The sequence below is a fragment of the Pigmentiphaga daeguensis genome (assembly GCF_039523035.1).
Classification (GTDB): Bacteria; Pseudomonadota; Gammaproteobacteria; order Burkholderiales; family Burkholderiaceae_B; genus Pigmentiphaga; species Pigmentiphaga daeguensis.
The window spans coordinates 39729-58387 of sequence record NZ_BAAAEN010000028.1 but is presented as its reverse complement, the minus strand read 5'-3'; the positions used below and the strand labels follow the sequence as shown (position 1 = coordinate 58387).

The following is an 18659-nucleotide window of genomic DNA, read 5'->3' as shown; positions in this document are numbered from 1 at the left end:
ATCAGCGTATGCAGGAGGCGGCGCCGCTCAGGGCCGCTTCCGCTTCGCGCGCCAGCCGCTCGACCAGTTCGCCGGCGGGCTCCAGTTTGTCGATCAGGCCGGCGCTTTGCCCGGCTTCCACCTTGCCCTGCGCCACGTCGCCGTCCTTGGCGGCCTGCCGCAAGGAACTGCGGGCGAACAAGGCATCCAGCTCGGCATCGTCGGCGCCGCGGTTGGCCGCCGCCTCGTACTCGGCCGAGAAGGCGTTCTTGACCATGCGGATGGGCGAGCGGCCACGGCCGACGATGGCGGTGTCGCCGATGCCGGCGTTCAGCACCAGGTCCTTGTAGGCGGCGTGCAGGCCCGATTCGGGCGTCAGCAGGAAGCGCGTGCCCAGTTGCGCGCCGCTGGCGCCCAGCGCCAGCATCGCGGCGATGCCCGCGCCGTCGGCGATGCCGCCCGCGCCGATCACCGGCACCGTCACCGCGTTGACCGTCGCCCGCACCAGCACCAGCGTGCCGACCTCGTCCGGGCCGGGGTGGCCGCCGGCTTCGCCGCCCACCGCGATCACCGCGTCCACGCCGGCATCCTCGGCCTTGCGGGCGTGCAGCGGGTTGGCCGTGACCTGTATCCACGTGACGCCGGCTTCCTTGAAGCGGCCGATGTGGGCCTTGGGGCCGCCCTGCGAGGCGATGATCACGGGCACCCCGGTTTCCAGCACGATGTCCAGGAATTCCGCCGCGCGCTTGTTGTACAGCGGGACGTTGACCGCGAAGGGCTGGCGCGTGCCGGCGCGCACGCGGGCGATGGCGGCGCGCAGGTCGTCGGGATACATGGGGCCGGCGGCGATCACGCCCAGGCCGCCGGCCTCGGAAACGGCCAGGGCCAGCTCGGCGTTGGACGAGGCCCAGCTCATGCCTCCCTGGACGATGGGGTGGCGGATGCCCAGGAGGGCGGTCAGTCGGGTAGCAAGCATGATTCGAGAGGGCAGTGTGGGAGGATTCGTAGGGATGCGCTCAGCCGGCTGAGGCACGGATCCGGTCGTTGACGTCGCGCGCGGCGCGCACGGCGTCTTCCAGGGACAGCTCGTAGGCCTGCTGGAAGGCGCGCTTGGAGGCCGACAGGCCGGCCGGCGCGAACTGGGCCAGGCGCTCGGCCAGCGCGAGCGCGGCGGGGACCAGTTCGGCTTCCGGGACGATGCGGTTGATCATGCCCAGCGCGTAGGCGCGTTCGGCGTCGATGGGGTCGCCGGTGGCCACCAGTTCGAAGGCCGCCTTGGGGCCCACCTGCCGGATCAGGTTGGGAATCAGCATGCCGGCCGAGATGCCGTGCTTGACCTCGGGATAGCCGAAGCGGGCGGCGGGGGCGGCCAGCACCAGGTCGCTGCCCAGCGCCAGGCCGGCGCCCGCGCCGATGGCCGGACCGTTGACGGCGGCGATGACGGGCGTGCCCAGGCGCGCCACGATGGTGTTGATGTCGACCAGCAGGTCGCTGCGACGGCTGGCCAGCTCCGGCTGCTCGCGCGCCAGGCGGCGGGCTTCTTCCAGGTCGGCGCCGGCGCAGAAACAGCTGCCCCGGGCGGCGATGACCACGCATCGCGTGTCGGGATCGGCATCGGCGCCATTGAAGGCGTCGACCAGGCCTTGCAGCATCGCCAGGCCGAGCGCGTTGCGCTTGGGATGGCGGTTCAGCGTCAGCAGCAGGACATGGCCGTATCGCTCGGCCAGCAGTTCGTTTTCCTCGACCACGGTGGCGTTTCCTTGAAATATAGTTGAGAAAGTAAACTATGTAGTTAATTTCGTCAACTTTATGGCGGCTCAGGCGTCCGGCGGCACGGCGCGCCCCTGCTGGAGCGAGCCGCGGTAGGCCTGGGGAGAGAGTCCGGTGCGCCGGGAGAAGAAGCGGCTGAAATAAGCCGCATCCGAGAAGCCCAGGTCCTGCGCGATGCCGGCGACGGTGGCGTCGGTGGCCGCCAATTGGCGCCGGGCCTCGCGCACCAGCCGATCGTGCAGCATGTCGAGCGCGGAGAGCCCGCATACCGCCCGGCATATCCGGCTCAGGTGGTCCGGCGTGACCTGCAGCGCCGCGGCGAAGAAGGCCAGCGCATGCTCGCGGCGGAAGTGCAGTTCGAGCAACGCACGGTACCGCTGGACCAGGGTGTCGCGCACCGCCTGCCGGGCATGGGCGGGTTCCCCCGAACTGGCCTGCCTCAGGAACCAGGTGGCGAGCAGGATCGCATGAGCCTTGAGCACCTCGGTGCGCCCCGGTTCGGCGCGGGCGAACTCGGCCCCCAGCCCGTCGAACAGGCTGGCCGCGCGTCCGGTTTCCTGCGCGAGTTCCTCCGGGCCGATGATCAGCGGGACGTCCAGCAGGCTGGCCAGGGCGGGAGCGGACGAGAAGGCGGCCTTGAGCAGGGCGGTGGGGACGGTGACCTGGCTGCCGGCGCTGCCGGGCCGGTAATGGAAGGCGTGGACGGTGCCGGGAGGGATCATCAGCGCGGCGGGCGCGGCAAGTCCGTGCCGCGCGCCATTCATCACGGCTTCGGCTCCGCCGCGCTCGATCAACTGGAACTGGTGCAGGCCTTCGTGCCGGTGGGCGGGAATCGTCCAGTCATGCAACACGCCGCGCACGTCCATGGGTTCCCAGTGCAGGCAGTCGTCCGGCATGAAGTGCCTGACTTCCCGGAAGGCGACGGCGATCGGGGCGGGCGGTTTCATGGGAGGTCGGATATGTGCAAGGGTCGCCGGTATTGTCCATTATTTTCCGTCCCTGTCCTATCTATAGTTCCCTCTACCGAGCCCGCAGAGGCAGAGCAAAGGAGACACCATGGGCAGCAGGATGGGATGGATAGGGGCGGGCGGGGCGGCATGGGTGCTTTCCTGCTCCGCGGCGTGGGCGCAGCCCGCCAGTACCGTGGTTTGGTCGGGGTTTCCGGTCGGCGGGCTGGGAGACCAGGTGTCGCGGCCGCTGATCGAGCAGTTGCGCTCGCGCTATCCGGGCACCATCGTGCTGGGCAGCAAGCCGGGCGCGGGCGGGCGCATCGCCGCGGAGTTCGTCAAGCGGGCGGCGCCGGACGGGGCGACCCTGTTGCAGGGGCCTTCGTCACCCATCGTCCTCTATCCGCACACCTACGGAGCCAGGCTCGCCTATTCGCCGCAGGCCGATTTCGTGCCCGTCGCGCCGCTGGCTTCGTATGCCATCTCGATGACGGTCGGGCCCGGCGTGCCGGACGAGGTCCGCACGCTGGCCGACTTCATCGCCTGGGTGAAGCGCCATCCCGAGAAGGCCAACTACGGCATCCCCGCCGCGGGTTCGGCACCGCATTTCGTCGGCGCCACCTTTGACCGGCTGGCAAGCCTGGACATGAAGAGCGTGGCCTACAAGGGGGGAGCGCCGTTGCTGACCGATCTGCTGGGCGGCCAGGTGCCGGTGGCGTTCAACGTGATCAGCGAAGTGTTGCCGCACCTCAAGACGGGGCGGCTGCGCTCGCTCGCCGTCAGCAGCCCCGAGCGCTGGCCCGCCGTGCCGGAGGTTCCCACCTTCGCCGAACTGGGGTATCGCGACATCGCGATGGTCGAATTCCTGGGCTGGTACGCGCCCGCGCGCACGCCGCCCGAACTGGTGCGCAGGCTCAATGCGGCCGTGCGGGACGCCTTGCAGACTCCGGAAATGACGGCCGTCTTCGCCAAGAATGGACTGATGCCGCTGATCGAAACGCCCGAGGCGTTCGCCGAACGGGTGCGCGAGGACACCGCGCGCTGGGCTCCCATCGTCAAGGCCACAGGCTTTACTCCCGAGGATTGAAACATGACGCATGACCAGGCGCCCGGAAGGCCGCCAACGACCAGCCTGACCGGAGCGCAGGTCCTGGTGCGCCTCCTGCAGGCCGAAGGGGTGCCCTATGTCTTCGGCATAGTGGGAGGCAAGCTGGCGCCCTTGCTGCACGCGTTATCGCGCTCGTCCATTCCCTTCGTGGGCGTGCGCCACGAAGCCGCGGGCGCGATGATGGCGGCGGCGGTGCGGGCCGGATCCGGCCGCGTGGCCGTGGCGCTGGGGGAAATGGGGCCCGGGGGCCTGAACCTCGCGTCCGGCGCCGGCGTGGCTTTCAATAACAATCTCGCGGCCCTGCTGATCACGACCAACCAGCACCGGGCCGCCGCCTATCCGCATCATGGCATGTTCATGGACATGGATACGCGGGCGGTGCTGGCGCCGCTGACCAAATGGAATGCCGTGGTCCATGATGCCCGCCGCCTTCCCGAACTGGTCAGGCGCGCCTTCCGCGAAGCGCTGGGAGGGCGCCCCGGACCGGTGCACCTGGACATTCCGCAGGATGTGCTGGCCAGCACGCATGATTGGCCGCTGGATGCCTTGGCGATCGCGCCGTCCCGCTACCGGGGCGTGGCCGGGCCGCGGCCCCCTGCGGCCCAGGTGCGGGAAGCGGCGAGCCTGCTCGCCCAGGCGCGCCGCCCCCTGATCGTCGCCGGCGGCGGCGTGGTCCAGGCGGGCGCCGCCGGCGGCGTACGCACGCTCGCGCAGCGCCTGCGCGCGCCTGTCGTGCCGACGCAGATGGCGCTTGGCGTCATATCCAGCGACAGCCAGCACTTCATCGGGCATGGCGGCTTGATCGCCGGCGCCGCGGTGGCGCGCGCGTTCGACCAGGCCGATGTCGTCGTCAGCCTGGGATGCAGGCATTCCTCATGGATGTGGGACGAGCGCGGTCCGCTCGTGCGCAGCCGGCACCGGGTGCTGAACGTCAATATCGATCCGTCGGCGCTGGGGGCGCCGGCGCTGCACGAGATCGGCATGCACAGCGATGTCCGCGAAGCGCTGGACGATCTGCTGGCGTGCCTGCCGCAAGAGCCGGCGGCGGTCGAGGACGGCTGGCTGGCGGGACTGCGGGCGGTGCGCGCCCGATACGAACAGGCCCTGGCGGCCATGGATGCGCCCGTGGGGCAATCCATGCATCCGGCGGCGCTGGCGCGCGCGATCGGCCAAGCCATCCCGGACGACGCCGTCGTAGTCTTCGATGGCGGACATACGAGCTTCTGGAGCAATGACCTGACGCCGGTGCGCGAGGTGCGTTCCCGGTTCCACGAGCCGGGCATGAGCCACCTGGGATTCGGGTTGCCGTATGCATTGGCCCTGAAGCTCCTGCATCCGGGGCGCGCCGTGTTCAACGTCACGGGGGACGGTTCGTTCGGCTTCACGCTGCAGGAGCTGGATACCGCCCGGCGTCATGGCCTGCCCGTCGTCAATATCATCCACAACAACGAGGCCTGGGGCATCATCCGCGCAGGACAGCGGGCGCAGGCGGATTTCGAGCTGGGCACGGGGTTGGAGGGGACGGACTATGCCGCCATCGCGCGCGGATTCGGCTGCCACGGCGAAACCGTGGCGCAGCCCGGCGACCTGGCGCCTGCGCTGGAGCGGGCGCTGGCCTCGGGGTTGCCCGCGGTGCTCGATTGCCGCACGGCATTCGTTCCGCATCCGGCGATGGCGGCGTTCGGCAGCATGAACCGCTACGGATTCGAGGCGCTGACCCGGCCGGCCTGAGCGCGGCGGCGCCGGGCTACACGCCCAGCAGTTCGCAGGCCGCCGCGAACAAATCCTGCGCCGGATCGGCCAGCCGGTCGCAGATGTCCAGATGGTGGCAGTCGGGTATTTCCAGCGTGCGCGTGACGTTGCGCGGCCAGCAGGCGGCGATCAGCCGGTTCTGGCGGCGGAACTCGTCCGTTTCGGATGCCCCGACCGCGGCTATCAGCGGCACGCGGCGTTCAGGCACGAAATAGGCGGGCGACAGCGCGTCCACGCGCGCCGGCGTCAATTCGAGGTTGGCCAGGAACGGCGCCTTGGCGACCGGTTCGAGGTCGTACAGCCCGCTCAGCGCCAGGCCGCCGCTGACGAGGTCGGGCGGCAGGTCCGTGGACCAGGCCTGCCAGCGCGCGGCCAGCATCATCGCGGTCAACTGGCCGCCGGCCGAGTGTCCGCTGGTCACGATGCGGCGGGCATCGAAACCCAGTTCGGCGGCATGGCGGTACAGCCAGGCATGGGCGCGCAGCATCTGCCGCACGATTTCCTCGATGGGCGTGGCGGGCGCCAGCCCGTAGTCGACGATGGCGACGGCGGCGCCGCGCGCGACATAGGCGGGCGCGATCCAGGAAAAATCGGACTTGTTCAGCGCGCGCCAGTAGCCGCCGTGGATGAAGACCAGCAGCGGGGCGCCGGGCTCGCGCGGCGGAAAATAGTCCAGGGTTTCGGCCGGCGTTTCGCCATACGGCAGTCCCAGCTGCGCGGCTTGCGTGCGGCGGGCCAGCGCGCCGTCGGCGGCCCAGCGGGCGGTATAGGTGGGATGGTCGGGAATGCGGGCGAGGTTGTTGTACTCGTGTTCGCAGAATTCGGACGTGAAGGCCGGATGGTCGTGCAGCGGATGGACGGGCATGGCGTGTAGGTCGGATCGGGGCGGCGAAGGCCGGAAGCGGCGCCTGGGGCGCCGCCCGGCAGTTTAACCATTCCGCGCGGGGAAGGTCCCGTCCACGTAGTACCAGCGTCCGTCCTCGCGCACGAAGCGGCTGTTCTCGTGCAGCCGCTGGGCGCGTCCCGCCAGCCTGCTGCGAGCCACGAATTCCACCGTGGCGTGGTCGGCGTCCGCCTGCGCCGAGGCCCGCACCTCCAGGCCCAGCCACTTCAGGCCCGGTGGATCGGGTTCCAGGGCGGCCGGCCGGGTGGAGGGATGCCAGGTCGCCAGCACATAGTCATGCCTGCCCAGCACGTAGGCGCTGTAGCGGGACCGCATCAGCGCCGGCGCGTCGGGCGCCTGCAAATGGCCGGGACCCTGGTGCCACCGGCCGCAGCATTGCGCATACGGACGGGGCAGCCCGCAGGGACACAATTGGTCTACATTAACGCCTGACTTCATTTGCTCCGGTATCCGCCATGCTGTTTCTTCTTTCCCCCGCCAAGAAACTGGATTACGACACGCCCGCGCACGTCGAGACGTCCACCCAGCCCTTGTTCGTGGATCGCGCCAAGAAGCTCATCTCGGTGTTGAAAACCAAGTCCGCCGACGACGTCGCGAGCCTCATGGACCTGAGCCCGGCGCTGGCCGAACTGAACGTGGCCCGCTACGCCAGGTGGACGCCGAAGTTTACGGCGGAAAACGCCAAGCAGGCGGTGCTGGCCTTCAACGGCGACGTCTACGAGGGGCTGGACGCTGGCACGCTGACGGCCCGCCAACTGGACTGGGCACAAGAGCACGTGGTCATCCTGAGCGGCCTGTACGGCGCGCTGCGGCCGCTGGACCTGATGCAGCCGTACCGGCTGGAGATGGGGACGCGGCTGGCGACCCCCAAGGGCAAGAACCTGTACGAATACTGGGGCAGCGAACTGTCCGACTACCTGAACCAGCGCCAGGAGGCCGACCGGCATCCGGTCGTGGTGAACCTGGCTTCCGAGGAGTACTTCAAGGCGGTCGACCGCAAGGCGCTGAAGGCCCGCGTGATCCAGTGCGTGTTCGAGGACTGGAAGGGCGGGGCCTACAAGGTGATCAGCTTCCACGCCAAGCGTGCGCGGGGCCTGATGGCCCGCCACGCCATCGAGAAACGCATCGCCAAGCCCGAGGGCCTGCAGGGCTTCGATGCCGAAGGCTACGGCTACGACGCCTCGGCATCGAGCCCGGACCGGCTGGTGTTCCGCCGCAAGGCGGCCTGATCCGGCTGCGGCTGGCGCAGCAGCCGCAGCCCGTTGAACACCACCAGCAGGCTGGCGCCGGCGTCGGCGAACACCGCCATCCAAAGGGTGGCCTCGCCGGTGAAGGTCAGCACGAAGAACACCAGCTTGATGGCCAGCGCGAACACGATGTTCTGCCACAGCACCCGCGAGGTCCGGTGCGACAGGCGGATGAATTCGGGCAGCTTGCGCAGGTCGTCCTGCATCAACGCGACGTCGGCCGTTTCGATGGCGGTGTCGGTGCCCGCCGCGCCCATCGCGAAACCGATGTCGGCGCGGGCCAATGCCGGGGCGTCGTTGACCCCGTCTCCCACCATGCCCACGGGCGCCGCCCGGCCCAGCGCCTCCACGGCGGCCAGCTTGTCGTCGGGCAGCAGGTTGCCCCGCGCATCCTCGATGCCCAGTTCCGCCGCCACCGCGCGCACCGTGGCGGCGTTGTCGCCGGACAGGACCACCGGCTCCACGCCCAGCCGGCGCAATTCGGCCACGGCGGTCCGGCTCGAGTCGCGGATCGTGTCGGCCACCGCCAGGATGGCCACGGCCACGTCGTCCTCGCACAGGATGACGGCGGTCTTGCCCTGGCGCTCCAGCGCTTCCAGTCCGGTTTCCAGCGCGTCGTCCGCCGCGCCCAGCTCGCGCGCCAGGCGCAGGCTGCCCAGCGCATAGGTCCGGCCCTCGATCCGGCCCGTGACGCCGCGCCCGGCCAGCGACGCGAAATCCTCGACAGGCAGCGCCGCGCCCGCGTGGGCCGATACGATGGCGTGCGCCACCGGGTGGGACGACAGCGCGTCCAGGCTGGCGGCCAGTTGCAGCGCACGGGCACGGGGCAGGGGCGAGGCGCCCAGCGTCACCACGTCGGTCAGGGCCGGCTTGCCGTGGGTGAGCGTGCCCGTCTTGTCCAGGGCCAGGCGGCGCAGGCGCCGTCCCTGCTCCAGGTACAGGCCGCCCTTGATCAGGATGCCGCGCCGCGCGGCCGAGGCCAGGCCGCTGACGATGGTGACCGGCGTCGAGATGACCAGCGCGCACGGGCAGGCGATGACCAGCAGGACCAGCGCGCGGTAGACCGAGTCGAGCCAGGCCATGTCGAACGCCAGCGGCCCCGCCACGGCGACGATGATCGCCACCACGAACACGGCGGGCGTGTAGACCTGGGCGAAGCGATCGATGAAGCGCTGCGTGGGCGCGCGCTTGCCCTGGGCGTCCTGCACGGTCTGCGCGATGCGGTCCAGCATGGTGTGTCCCGCGGCCGCCGTGACGCGGTATTCGAGCACGCCCTGCTGGTTGACGGTGCCGGCATACAGCGCGTCGCCTTCCTGCTTGGCCACCGGCATGCTTTCGCCGGTGATGGGGGCCTGGTCCACGCTGGACGCGCCGCCCACCACGATGCCGTCCAGCACGATGCGCTCGCCCGGCCGCACCCGCACCACGGCATCCACGCCGATCAGCCGCGCGGGCATTTCCTGCCACGAGCCGTCGCCCTGGCGGACCAGGCCGCGCTCGGGCGCCAGCGCCGTCAGGCTGCGTATGGCGTTGCGGGCGCGCGTCAGGCTGAGCGCCTCGATCATCTCGGCCACGCCGAACAGCCAGATCACCATGGCCGCCTCGGGCCACTGGCCGATCAGGGCCGCGCCGATCACCGCCACGGTCATCAGCAGGTTGATGTTGAGGGTGACATGGCGCAGCGCCAGCCAGCCCTTGCGCAGCGTGCCCAGGCCACCCAGCAGGATGGCCGCCAGCGCCAGCGCGGCCACGGGCAGCGAGGTGTCGGCGCCGGTGGCGTAGGCCAGCACTTCCGAACCGATCGCGAAGGCGCCGGCCAGGCCCATGCGGGCCCACGGCTGGCGCGGCGCGGCCTCGGCCGGCTGGTCCTCGGGCGCGGCGGCCGCGTCGATCGGCACCGGCGACATGTTCAGGCCGGCGATGGCCGCCATGATGGGTTGCGGGTCGTCCAGCACATGGCCGACTTTCAGCGTGCGGCCGATCAGGTCGAACGACAGCGTGCGCACGCCGTCCATCGATTCGAGCGCCTTGCGCAGCAGCCGTTCCTCGGTCGGGCAGTCCATCTGCTCGATCTTGAATAGAGACGTGCGCAGTCCTTCGTCCGTGGCCGGCAAGGCATCGCGCGGGCGAGTGGTTTCAGGCGCGGCTTCGTGGCCGTCGCCGTGGCAGTGTTTGCAGGAATCGGACATCCGTCTGCTCCAAAGGCGTTACGGATCCATTTGAAACCCTGTAGCCGGTATAGAGTCAAGCGGGGACATTGGCGTATCCTGGGAGGTGGAAACAGCCGCGGGGAATGCGATGAAGATAGGAGAACTGTCCACGCGGACCGGCACGCCGGTCGAAACGATTCGTTACTACGAGCGCGAGGGCCTGCTGCCGCCGCCGGCCCGCACGGCCGCCAACTACCGCATCTACGGCGAACCGCACGTGGAACGGTTGCTGCTGGTGCGCAACTGCCGCGCGCTGGACATGACGCTGGAAGAGATCCGGCGATTGCTGCGCTTCTGCGACGATCCCGCGGACAACTGCGGCGAGATCAACGCCTTGCTGGACGAACACATCGGCCACGTCGCCACCCGCATCGCCGAACTGAAGGCCCTGGAGACGACGCTGAAGACCTTGCGCAGCCAATGCTCGGACGAACGCGCCGCGCGCGATTGCGGCATCCTGCAGGGGCTGGCGGCCGCACCGGAGCCGGCGCGCCGCGACGCCGAGCACAAGCACGGGCTGCTGGGGCCGACCCACGGCTGAGCCGTCCGGCCTGTGCGAGCCTCCTTTTAGCGGGAACTGGCCCTAGTGCACCTGCGGGACCGTGGCGCGTATCAGCAGCGCGGTCTTGGCCATCTGCTTGATCTGGTAGGCGAGCTGCTGCAAGACCAGCACGCGCTCGGCGTCGGCCGGCGCGGTGCCGGCCTGGGCGGCCGCCACGGCGCCGTCCATGTCGCGGGTCAGCTGCTTGAGCTGGTCGTCCTCGTCCGGCTGGGGCGGCTTGCCGGCGTTGGCGTCGCGCAGCAGGCGGTCCACCGTCGCGACCGTCTCTGTCATCGGCGGCGGCAGCGAAGGCAGCGCGGCGATCAGCGGCGCCGCCGCGCCCACCTGCGCGGCCATGTCGTGCAACTGGATGACCAGGCTGTTCAACTGCGCCGGTGAACGCTGCTTGGACTTGGGCTCCAGCATCATCCGGTAGAACGAGTTGGTGAAGTTGCCGAACGCGATGTGCACGTTCTTGCGCGCCAGCCGGTAGTCGACGTTTTCCTGGTGCATCTCGACGTTGTCGACCGAAGTGCCGGCCAGTCCCAGGCTGGCCATCAGGTAATGGCGATTGGCCTCGATCGCGCGCCGCAGCAGCGGCCGCAGCATCCGGTATTCCCAATAGGGGAAGACGTAGCTGCAGGCCAGCGCGATGGCCGAGCCGACCAGCGTGTCGATGGCTCGCTCGCCCACCACCATGAGCGAGCCCGGCGCCAGGAAGTGGAAGCTCAGCAGCACGAAGGCGGTATTGAAGGCGGAGCTGCCGACGTAGTACAGCAGCACCAGGCTGTTGGCCATGACGACCGCCACGAACATCGCCGCCAGCAGCACGAACTTGTTGTGCACGAAGAACAGGAGGGCCAGGACCAGGGCGCAGCCGATCAGCGTTCCGGCCAGGCGCTGCAGGTTGCGCTGCTTGGACAGGGCGAAGCCGGGCTTCATGATGACGAGTATGGTCAGCACCACCCAGTAGCCGTGGATGGCATGGTGCGGCATCAGCCACTCGCTGGAGATGGTCATGCCTATCGCCGCTGCCAAGGTGACCCGCAGTGCGTGCCGGAGATACGGCGAGCTCCATCGGAAGTTGCTGCTCAGGCGGCCCAGCTTGAAGTCCTGGCGGGACAGGAAGCGCTGCAGCGAGGCGTCGACCTGGAGCGAGCCCGGTTCGTCCAGGTGAGCGACGTCGGTATGGCGGCGCAGCCGGTCGACGATGTAGGCGGCGTTGCGGGCGCGGCGGAAGGTCGAGATCAGCGCGGCGTAGGCTTCCGGCTCGGCCTCGGGGAAGCCGCGCTGCTTGAGCAGTTCGATCTCGTATTCGATGGCTCGCACTTCGGCCTTGACGGTGACCCTGCTCTTGCTGGGCATGCCTTGCGTCACGGCCAGGCCCACGGCCTCGGTGTCCTGCGAGAGCTTGTGCAGCAGGTCGCGGAAAAAGACCAGCAGGTCGGAATCCTTGAACATCCTGCGCAGCAGCAGGTAGTCGGTATGGACCGCGACCATGGTCTCGTGCAGGTCGACGATGTCGATGAACAGATTGAACAGCATGGTCCGGTACTGGTCGCGCCGGCGATCGGAGCGGCGGGGCAGTTCGCGCAGCACCACGTCGCGCGCGGCTTCCTGCTGTTCGGCCACGGCGGCCTGGCGGGCGATCAGTTGCCGGTAGTTGTCTTCGATGTCGACGTCCGGATCGTAGAAGCGGGCCTTGGCTTCGAGGTACTCGGCCGAGGCGAAGATGCAGACGGCGATCGCCTGCTGCGCCTGCCGGTACCAGAGGAGCCGGTTCACGGCCAGGCTGAACGCCGTGTACCACAGGCCGCCGACCAGGACGGCGGCGGTGTGCAGGGCGGCGGCGCGCGCGTCCAGGACGTCGTGCATGGTCAGCGTCATCAGCAGCAGGCAGCCGAAGCCGATCAGCCCGCCCTTGCGGCCGTACACCGCCAGCAGCGAGAAGCCGAAGCACTGCGCGATCACCGCGATCCACAGCGCCAGCGGGTAGGGCGAGGCGAGCGCGGTGATGGCCGCCGCCAGCGTGCCCAGCAGTGCGCAGCCCAGCATCTCGTTGCGCCGGTGCCGGAAGGGCCCGGGCTGGTCGACGATGGCCACGCACATGGCGCCGAACGTCGCCGCCAGCCCCAGGGCCGCGTGATGGAACAGCCCCAGCAGCACCAGAGCAGGCATGAGCACGCCCAACGCCTGCCGGATCCCCATGTAGAAGTACTGGCTGTAGATGAATTTCTTGATGTTCTTGGTGGAGTAATCCATCGAAGCGGATTCCGGGCGGTGTTCTGCGAGTCTATTGGAAAACCCGCCGGCCGGGGGAGGCCCCCGGCGCGATCAGGCGCCGCCGCCCGGCGGATGGTATTGGTACAGCCACGTCTCCGACAGCGTCAGTTCGCCGCTCTTCAGGTAGAGGCGCATCTCCACGGGGTCGGTGCCGTCCACCGTCAGGTCGAACTGGGCGCGCCAGTGGCCGGGGATGTCGTCGGGCACCGCCTCGACGTATACGTAGGAAAAGCTGCCGCGCGACGCCCACAGCACGGCTTCGGGCGCGACGCCGTAGGGCAGGCCGGCCAGCGGGCCACCCAGGAATTCCACCATGAACTTGCGCACGCCCTGCGGCCGAGGCTGGCCCGGCTGTCCGCCGTTGCCCAGGCGCGTGGCGACGCAGCGCGCGGTGGCCGGCGGGTAGGGCTCGCGGTCGGTCCAGTGCAGGCGGTACTTCAGCCGGTGCTCGTCGCCTTTTCTGGCCGGGGAGGCCGGGACCCACATCGCGACGATGTTGTCGTGGATCTCGTCATCGGTGGGGATCTCCACCAGGTGCACGGCGCCCGGGCCCCAGTCCCCCAGCGGTTCCACCCATAGCGAGGGGCGGCGCTCGTAGTGGACGCCGTCCAGGTAGTGGTCGAAGTTCCGGTCTCGCTGGAGCAGGCCGAAGCCGCGCGGATTATCGTCGCCGAACGCCGAGGCCATGATGCGCGGCGGATTGTTCAGGGGCCGCCAGATGTACTCGCCGCCGCGGGTCCACATCGCCAGCCCGTCGGAGTCGTGCACCTCGGGCCGCCAGTCGATGGCGGTGGGCTTGGAGACTTCCGAGAACCAGTACATGGACGTCAGCGGGGCGATTCCCAGGCGCGCGACGTCCCCGCGCAGGAACAGGGCCGCGTCGATGTCCATCAGCACCGCCTTGCCGCGCGTCATGTCGAAGCGGAAGGCGCCCGTGATGCTGGGACCGTCCAGGCGGGCGTAGACCGTGACGGTATCGCTGCCGGCCGCCGGCGGGACGAAATAGATGTGCGTGAATGCGGGGAATTCCTCGGCGCGGTCGGGGACGGCGATATCGATCGCGATGCCGCGCGCCGACAGGCCGTATTGATAGAGTTCGCCGATCGCGCGGAAGTAAGAGGCGCTCAGGAACGCGACCCAGTCGTTCGTGCGCCAGTCCGGCGCGGCCGGGCCGGCCACGCGGCTTTCCTGGAAGCGGAAGCCGGCGAAGCCGATGCCGGGGGGCAGCGCGTGGGCGGGGCTGTCGGCGGGCATGTCGAAATAGCTTTCGTCGTACAGGATCTCGCGCGCCTGGCCGGCCCCGTCTCCGTCCAGGACGTACATGCGCACCGGCGTGGGCGAGAACCGGCCCAGGTGGAAGAAGGTGACCGGAAACCGGCCCGGGCCGTCGGCGAACAGGGCATGGTCCGGCTTGAAGCGTATTTCTCCCACGGCGGCATAGTCCAGGCGTTCCAGGATGGGCCAGTTCGGCATGGGCGTGGCCTGGAACGGGCGTGTGGCGGCCTCGCGCGCTTGGCGCACAAGGTGGTCGAACGAGAAAGGCGCGCGTGCGCCCAGCCTGAGCGGCGCCGCCGCGCCCGCCGGCGCGTAGCCCATGGCGGCCATGGCCAGGGCGCCGGCGGTAACGAGAAAGGTACGTCGGTCGGTCATGGAGGGAGAGCCATCCGGTTTCATCAGCGTGCCCAATTTTTCATCACGTCGGGTAAGTCGTTGGTGAAAAAAGGTTTTTTTGTGTAGTCCCACGGCTGTCCCCAAAGTTGTCCACACCGGGGGTGGGTAACTTGGGACAGCGGACCGCGCGTTTGTCAGGAGCGGACAGGCAGCAGCCGGCGGGACAGGATCACGAAACCCGCCGATGCGGCGATGGCGGTAAGGAGCAGCGTCATCGCGGCGGTCATGGGACCGGCGTGGTCGGTGATGAAGCCCAGCAGCATGGGCCATGCGTTGCCGATGTAGCCCGCGATGTAGAACAGCGAGACCATGAGGCCGCGCCGCTGGGGCGGTGCGATCTGGTTGACGATGCCCGCGGCGCCGATGAACGCCGCGCCGAACCCCAGGCCGGTGACCAGGACCGCCAGGCCCATCAGCCACGCCTGGGTGGCCAGCAGCGAGGCGACGGCGCAGGCCAGTCCGCTGGCAAATACCACGTTGCCGTAGCGGAAGGCGGACGTGCTGGACGTCCGCTGGCTGAGGAATTGCGCCGTGCCGGCGCAGGCCGCCAGCAGCGAGCTGGCATAGCCGCTGAGCGCATAGTCGTGGATGCCCAGCAGTTTCTCGCCCAGCGACGGTCCCATCGCCATCAGCGACGAGCCGACCCCCCAGACGATGGACAGCGTGATGCAGCAGAGCAGCATCAACTGGGTGACGCGCCGGGCGGGCAGGGCGCGGGCGGACGCATGCACGGCCTGCGGCGAATGCTGCGCCGGAGCCGGCGGGGCGGTCCGGCGCAGCGGCAGGCGCCACAGCCCATGACCGACGGCGAGGGCGATCGAGACGATGACCAGGAAAGGGAGGACGGTGGGGTAGAGCCCCGCTTGCAGGGCCACGCCGCTCAGGATCGGCCCGAGGATGGAACCCAGCGTGAAGGCCGCCGTGCCGAACAGCGCGGCGCGCTGCTTGTGCTGCGGCGGTTCCAGATCGAGCAGCGCGGCGTTGGCCGCGCCGGTCAGCGTGCCGGTGCCCAGGCCCGCCAGCAGGCGGCCTGCCAGCAGCATGCCCAGGTTATGGGCGAGGGCCAGCAGGATCGCGCCGGTCGCCACCATGGCCAGCGCGGGCAGCAGCAGCCGGCGGCGGTCCGCGACCCTGTCGGCCAGGCGGCCGCCGACGAGCAGCGCGCTCAGCACGCCGACCACATAGGCGAAGAAGATCGCCGTGGTGGTGAACGAGGGCAGGTGCAGTTGCGCCTGGTAGAGCGGATAGAGCGGCGTGGGAACGCTGCTGCCCATGACGCCGGTCATGAGCGAGATCGTCACGAGCGCGCGGGCTTTCCAGAGCGAGCGCGTCGATGCCGGAAGCGAAGGGGAGTCGGAGTTCAAGCGGCAGGGCTCAGGATGGGGCGGCGGGCGGTGCAGTCCTTGCCGCCGGCCGGAATACGAGAGCGCACTAGTCTACACCCATTCATGGATGGGCTACGGGTTTACCATTAGTCGGGCGCTCGGTTGATCTGGCGTCCCATTCCTTTCATAATCGGACGGCGGGTACGGCCATCGCGGCCTGCGCCCCCGCGCCCCGCCTCACCTCTCCCCTGGAGCATGCCATGAAGCGAATGGACACCGAACGTCAAGGCAAGTTGAAGAAGCGCCGCGCGGCCCCGCTGGCCACCCCCACCGACCTGGGCGCGGAAGCGACGCGCGAACTCAGCGGCGTGCTCAACGGTATCCTGGCCGACGTCTTCGCCCTGTACCTGAAGACCAAGAATTTCCACTGGCACATGAGCGGTCCGCACTTCCGCGACTACCACGTATTGCTGGACGAGCAAGGCGTCGAGATCTTCGCCATGACCGACGTCATCGCCGAACGCGTGCGCAAGATAGGCGGGCCCACCATCAAGTCCATCGGCCATATCGCCAAGCTGCAGCGCATCCTGGACAACGACGCGGACTACGTCCAGCCGCTGGACATGCTCGCCGAGCTGCGCGAGGACAACAAGACCCTGGCCAGCCACCTGCGCGAGGCGCACGAGATCTGCGACACCCATCGCGACATCGCCACCGCCAGCCTGATCGAGAACTGGATAGACGAGGCCGAGCGGCGCACGTGGTTCCTGTTCGAGGCCAGCCGCAATTCCGACGGCACCGGGCATTGACGGCGGGACCGGCCCGCGTCACAGCAGGGGTTCGATGGGCAGCCATGACATCAGCCGGATCGCCAGCCGCTTGAGCAGGCCGGTGCCGGGTTCGGTGTCGTGCCGGATGGTGCGGCCGTCCCGGCGCTCGAGCCAGTACAGGCCGCCTTCCGGCGCCAGGCCGACCTCGTAGGCACTGTCCGGTATGGTGGTGTCGAATGCCTCGGAAATCCGGCTGGCGAGCTCGGGGCTGTCGATGACGAAACCCAGCTCCGTGTTCAGGTTGGCCGAGCGCGGATCGAAATTGAAGGATCCGATGAAAGCCCGGGTACGGTCCACGCCGAAGGTCTTGGCGTGCAGGCTGGAGCCCGAACTGCCGAACAGCGGCTTGCCTTCGGGCCTGCCGCTGTGGTGCGAGTTGCTGCGCATTTCATACAGGCGCACGCCCGCCTCCAGCAGGTCCTTGCGCCGCCGGGCATAGCCCGAATGCACGACAGGCACATCGGTGGCCTCCAGCGCATTGGTCAGCACCCGCAGCTTCACCCCCTGTCGCGCCATGGCCGCGAAAGCTTCGGTCCCCTGGGCGCCCGGCACGAAGTAGGGCGACACCAGGTCCAGTTCCTTTTCCGGCGTGCCGATGATGGCGGCCAGTTGATGGGCCAGCAGTCCATCGGGCGTGGCCTGGCCCTGCGCCTTGGCCGGGTCGTCGCTGACCATGCGCGCGGGGGCCCAGGTCAGCGGCAGCGTGCCCGCCAGCAGGTCGCGCACGAAGGGTTGCTCGCGCATGGCCCGCACATAGGCGGCCGCGGCCGGGCTGGCCTCGATCGAGGCCGAATCGGTCGCCAGATCGTCCAGCCTGGCGGCCGGGACGGGAGCAAGCAACTGGGCGACCGGATAGGCCGAGACGCTGGCCCAGTAGCGGTCGAAGTCCGCCGAGACCTCGTTCACGATGCCGCCCACGGCCAGCACGTCGAGGTCGGCGAACAGCACGCCATCGGTCGCGCCGAAGTATTCGTCGCCGATGTTGCGGCCGCCCACGACACAATGCCGTGGCCGACTATGGCCCGGACGAGCCCCGCCTGATCAAGCGCTGCCAGGTCATGGCCGACCGGTATTTCGTTGCGGCGGCATGACGCTGGAGACCACGAGGAGGAGACCCCAATGAAAAAGACATCGACACTGTTGCTGGCCGCCACGCTGGCCGCCGCCGCGGGATCGGCCGCCGGCGCCTATCCGGACCGGCCCATACGCATGATCGTCGGCTTCGCGGCCGGCGGGCCCACCGACGTGATCGCCCGGGTGCTGGCGCAGGAAATGACGCGTTCGCTGGGGCACCCCGTGGTGGTGGAAAACAAGGCGGGCGCCAACTCGCTGATCGCCACGCGCGAGGTGGCGGCGGCCGGGGCGGACGGATACACCGTGCTGTTCGCCTCGCTGTCGCACAACGTCAACTGGCTCCTGCTGGGCGCCAAGGCCGGCTACGACCCGCTGAAGGACTTCGCGCCGGTTTCCAACGCGGCGTCGCTGCCCATGGTCGCGGTCACCGCCTACCAGTCGCCCATCCAGTCCATGAAGCAGTTGATCGAGCAGGCGCGCGCCAAGCCGGACACCATCAGCTATGGTTCCGCGGGCAACGGCGGGTCGGCCCACCTGGCGGGCGCCATGCTGTCGACCATGGCCAAGGCGCGCATGATCCACGTGCCGTTCCGCGGCAACGGCCCGGCGCTGACCGAGGTCATCGCGGGGCGCGTCTCGTTCATGTTCTATCCCATCATAGGCGTGGCCGCCAACGTCCAGGAGAAGCGCCTGAAAGTGCTGGCGGTGGGGACGCCGCAGGCCGGCGCCGAGTTTCCCGGCGTGCCCACGATGGCCGACGTCGGCTTCCCCGACTTCCAGGACACGGCGCCGTGGGTGGGATTGCTGGCGCCGGCCGGCACGCCGCAGCCGGTGGTGCGGAAGCTGAACCAGTCCATGGTCGACGCGCTGCGGCAGCCCGACGTGCAGAAGCGCCTGAAGGAACTGGGGGCGGAGGTCATCGGCGATACGCCCGAGGCGTTCGGCAAGTTCCTGGTCCAGGACCAGAAGCGCTGGGCCGAGGTGATCAAGGCCGCCGGCATCACGGCGGAATAGGCGC

The 18659-nt window shown here is 69.3% G+C and carries 15 protein-coding genes and 1 pseudogene; 6 read left to right on the top strand and 10 right to left on the bottom strand.

The window, feature by feature from the left end:
- Position 1: 1 nt before the first annotated feature.
- The 3 genes from ABD104_RS25635 to ABD104_RS25625 form a co-directional block, all read right to left on the bottom strand.
- The gene (locus ABD104_RS25635; protein ID WP_343928439.1) at positions 2-1012 is read right to left on the bottom strand and encodes an NAD(P)H-dependent flavin oxidoreductase; all 1011 of its coding nucleotides are present in this window, start codon (positions 1010-1012) and stop codon (positions 2-4) included.
- Positions 996-1727 carry an enoyl-CoA hydratase/isomerase family protein gene (locus ABD104_RS25630; protein WP_338618233.1) on the bottom strand — a complete coding sequence of 244 codons (732 nt, stop codon included), beginning with the start codon at positions 1725-1727 and terminating at the stop codon, positions 996-998. Before ABD104_RS25630 ends, ABD104_RS25635 begins: the two co-directional genes overlap by 17 nt.
- A gap of 69 nt (positions 1728-1796) precedes the next feature.
- Positions 1797-2696: a helix-turn-helix domain-containing protein gene (locus ABD104_RS25625; RefSeq protein WP_343928438.1), complete on the bottom strand. Its 900-nt coding sequence runs from the start codon at positions 2694-2696 to the stop codon at positions 1797-1799.
- A gap of 109 nt (positions 2697-2805) precedes the next feature.
- Between ABD104_RS25625 and ABD104_RS25620 the strand changes: the two genes are divergently transcribed.
- Positions 2806-3783, top strand: coding sequence for a Bug family tripartite tricarboxylate transporter substrate binding protein (locus ABD104_RS25620; protein ID WP_343928437.1), 978 nt, complete (start codon positions 2806-2808; stop codon positions 3781-3783).
- A gap of 3 nt (positions 3784-3786) precedes the next feature.
- Positions 3787-5535, top strand: a complete 1749-nt coding sequence (locus ABD104_RS25615) for a thiamine pyrophosphate-binding protein (RefSeq protein WP_343928436.1) — start codon at positions 3787-3789, stop codon at positions 5533-5535.
- A 16-nt stretch (positions 5536-5551) separates the two neighbouring features.
- Here ABD104_RS25615 and ABD104_RS25610 read toward each other — a convergent pair whose 3' ends face one another.
- A complete protein-coding gene (locus ABD104_RS25610) occupies positions 5552-6421 on the bottom strand; it encodes an alpha/beta hydrolase (protein WP_087838180.1) in 870 nt (289 codons plus the stop codon).
- 63 nt (positions 6422-6484) lie between these two features.
- Positions 6485-6898: a YchJ family protein gene (locus ABD104_RS25605; protein ID WP_087838181.1), complete on the bottom strand. Its 414-nt coding sequence runs from the start codon at positions 6896-6898 to the stop codon at positions 6485-6487.
- Between the two features lie 17 nt (positions 6899-6915).
- On the opposite strand from ABD104_RS25605, the gene yaaA reads away from it, so the two are divergent.
- On the top strand, positions 6916-7689 hold the full coding sequence (gene yaaA / locus ABD104_RS25600; protein WP_343928435.1) for a peroxide stress protein YaaA: 774 nt from the start codon (positions 6916-6918) through the stop codon (positions 7687-7689).
- Here yaaA and ABD104_RS25595 read toward each other — a convergent pair.
- Positions 7632-9896: a heavy metal translocating P-type ATPase gene (locus ABD104_RS25595; RefSeq protein ID WP_087838183.1), complete on the bottom strand. Its 2265-nt coding sequence runs from the start codon at positions 9894-9896 to the stop codon at positions 7632-7634. The genes yaaA and ABD104_RS25595 overlap by 58 nt on opposite strands.
- A 109-nt stretch (positions 9897-10005) precedes the next feature.
- On the opposite strand from ABD104_RS25595, the gene cadR reads away from it, so the two are divergent.
- Positions 10006-10458, top strand: coding sequence for a Cd(II)/Pb(II)-responsive transcriptional regulator (cadR, locus tag ABD104_RS25590; RefSeq protein ID WP_087838184.1), 453 nt, complete (start codon positions 10006-10008; stop codon positions 10456-10458).
- Positions 10459-10500: 42 nt separating this feature from the next.
- Here cadR and ABD104_RS25585 read toward each other — a convergent pair whose 3' ends face one another.
- The 3 genes from ABD104_RS25585 to ABD104_RS25575 form a co-directional block, all read right to left on the bottom strand.
- Positions 10501-12720, bottom strand: coding sequence for an FUSC family protein (locus ABD104_RS25585; protein ID WP_087838185.1), 2220 nt, complete (start codon positions 12718-12720; stop codon positions 10501-10503).
- Positions 12721-12792: 72 nt separating this feature from the next.
- On the bottom strand, positions 12793-14391 hold the full coding sequence (locus ABD104_RS25580; protein WP_343928434.1) for an OpgD/OpgG family glucan biosynthesis protein: 1599 nt from the start codon (positions 14389-14391) through the stop codon (positions 12793-12795).
- Between the two features lie 155 nt (positions 14392-14546).
- Entirely contained in the window at positions 14547-15713 is a 1167-nt protein-coding gene (locus tag ABD104_RS25575; protein ID WP_132980376.1) for an MFS transporter, read from the bottom strand.
- Positions 15714-15997: 284 nt separating this feature from the next.
- Here ABD104_RS25575 and ABD104_RS25570 point away from each other — a divergent pair, with 284 nt between their 5' ends.
- Positions 15998-16546: a Dps family protein gene (locus tag ABD104_RS25570; RefSeq protein WP_087838189.1), complete on the top strand. Its 549-nt coding sequence runs from the start codon at positions 15998-16000 to the stop codon at positions 16544-16546.
- 18 nt (positions 16547-16564) lie between these two features.
- Here the strand turns inward: ABD104_RS25570 and ABD104_RS25565 are convergent.
- Positions 16565-17566: pseudogene (locus ABD104_RS25565) on the bottom strand (phospholipase D-like domain-containing protein); the annotation flags it as partial.
- A gap of 120 nt (positions 17567-17686) precedes the next feature.
- On the opposite strand from ABD104_RS25565, the gene ABD104_RS25560 reads away from it, so the two are divergent.
- Positions 17687-18655, top strand: coding sequence for a tripartite tricarboxylate transporter substrate binding protein (locus ABD104_RS25560; RefSeq protein WP_087838191.1), 969 nt, complete (start codon positions 17687-17689; stop codon positions 18653-18655).
- Positions 18656-18659 lie beyond the last annotated feature (4 nt).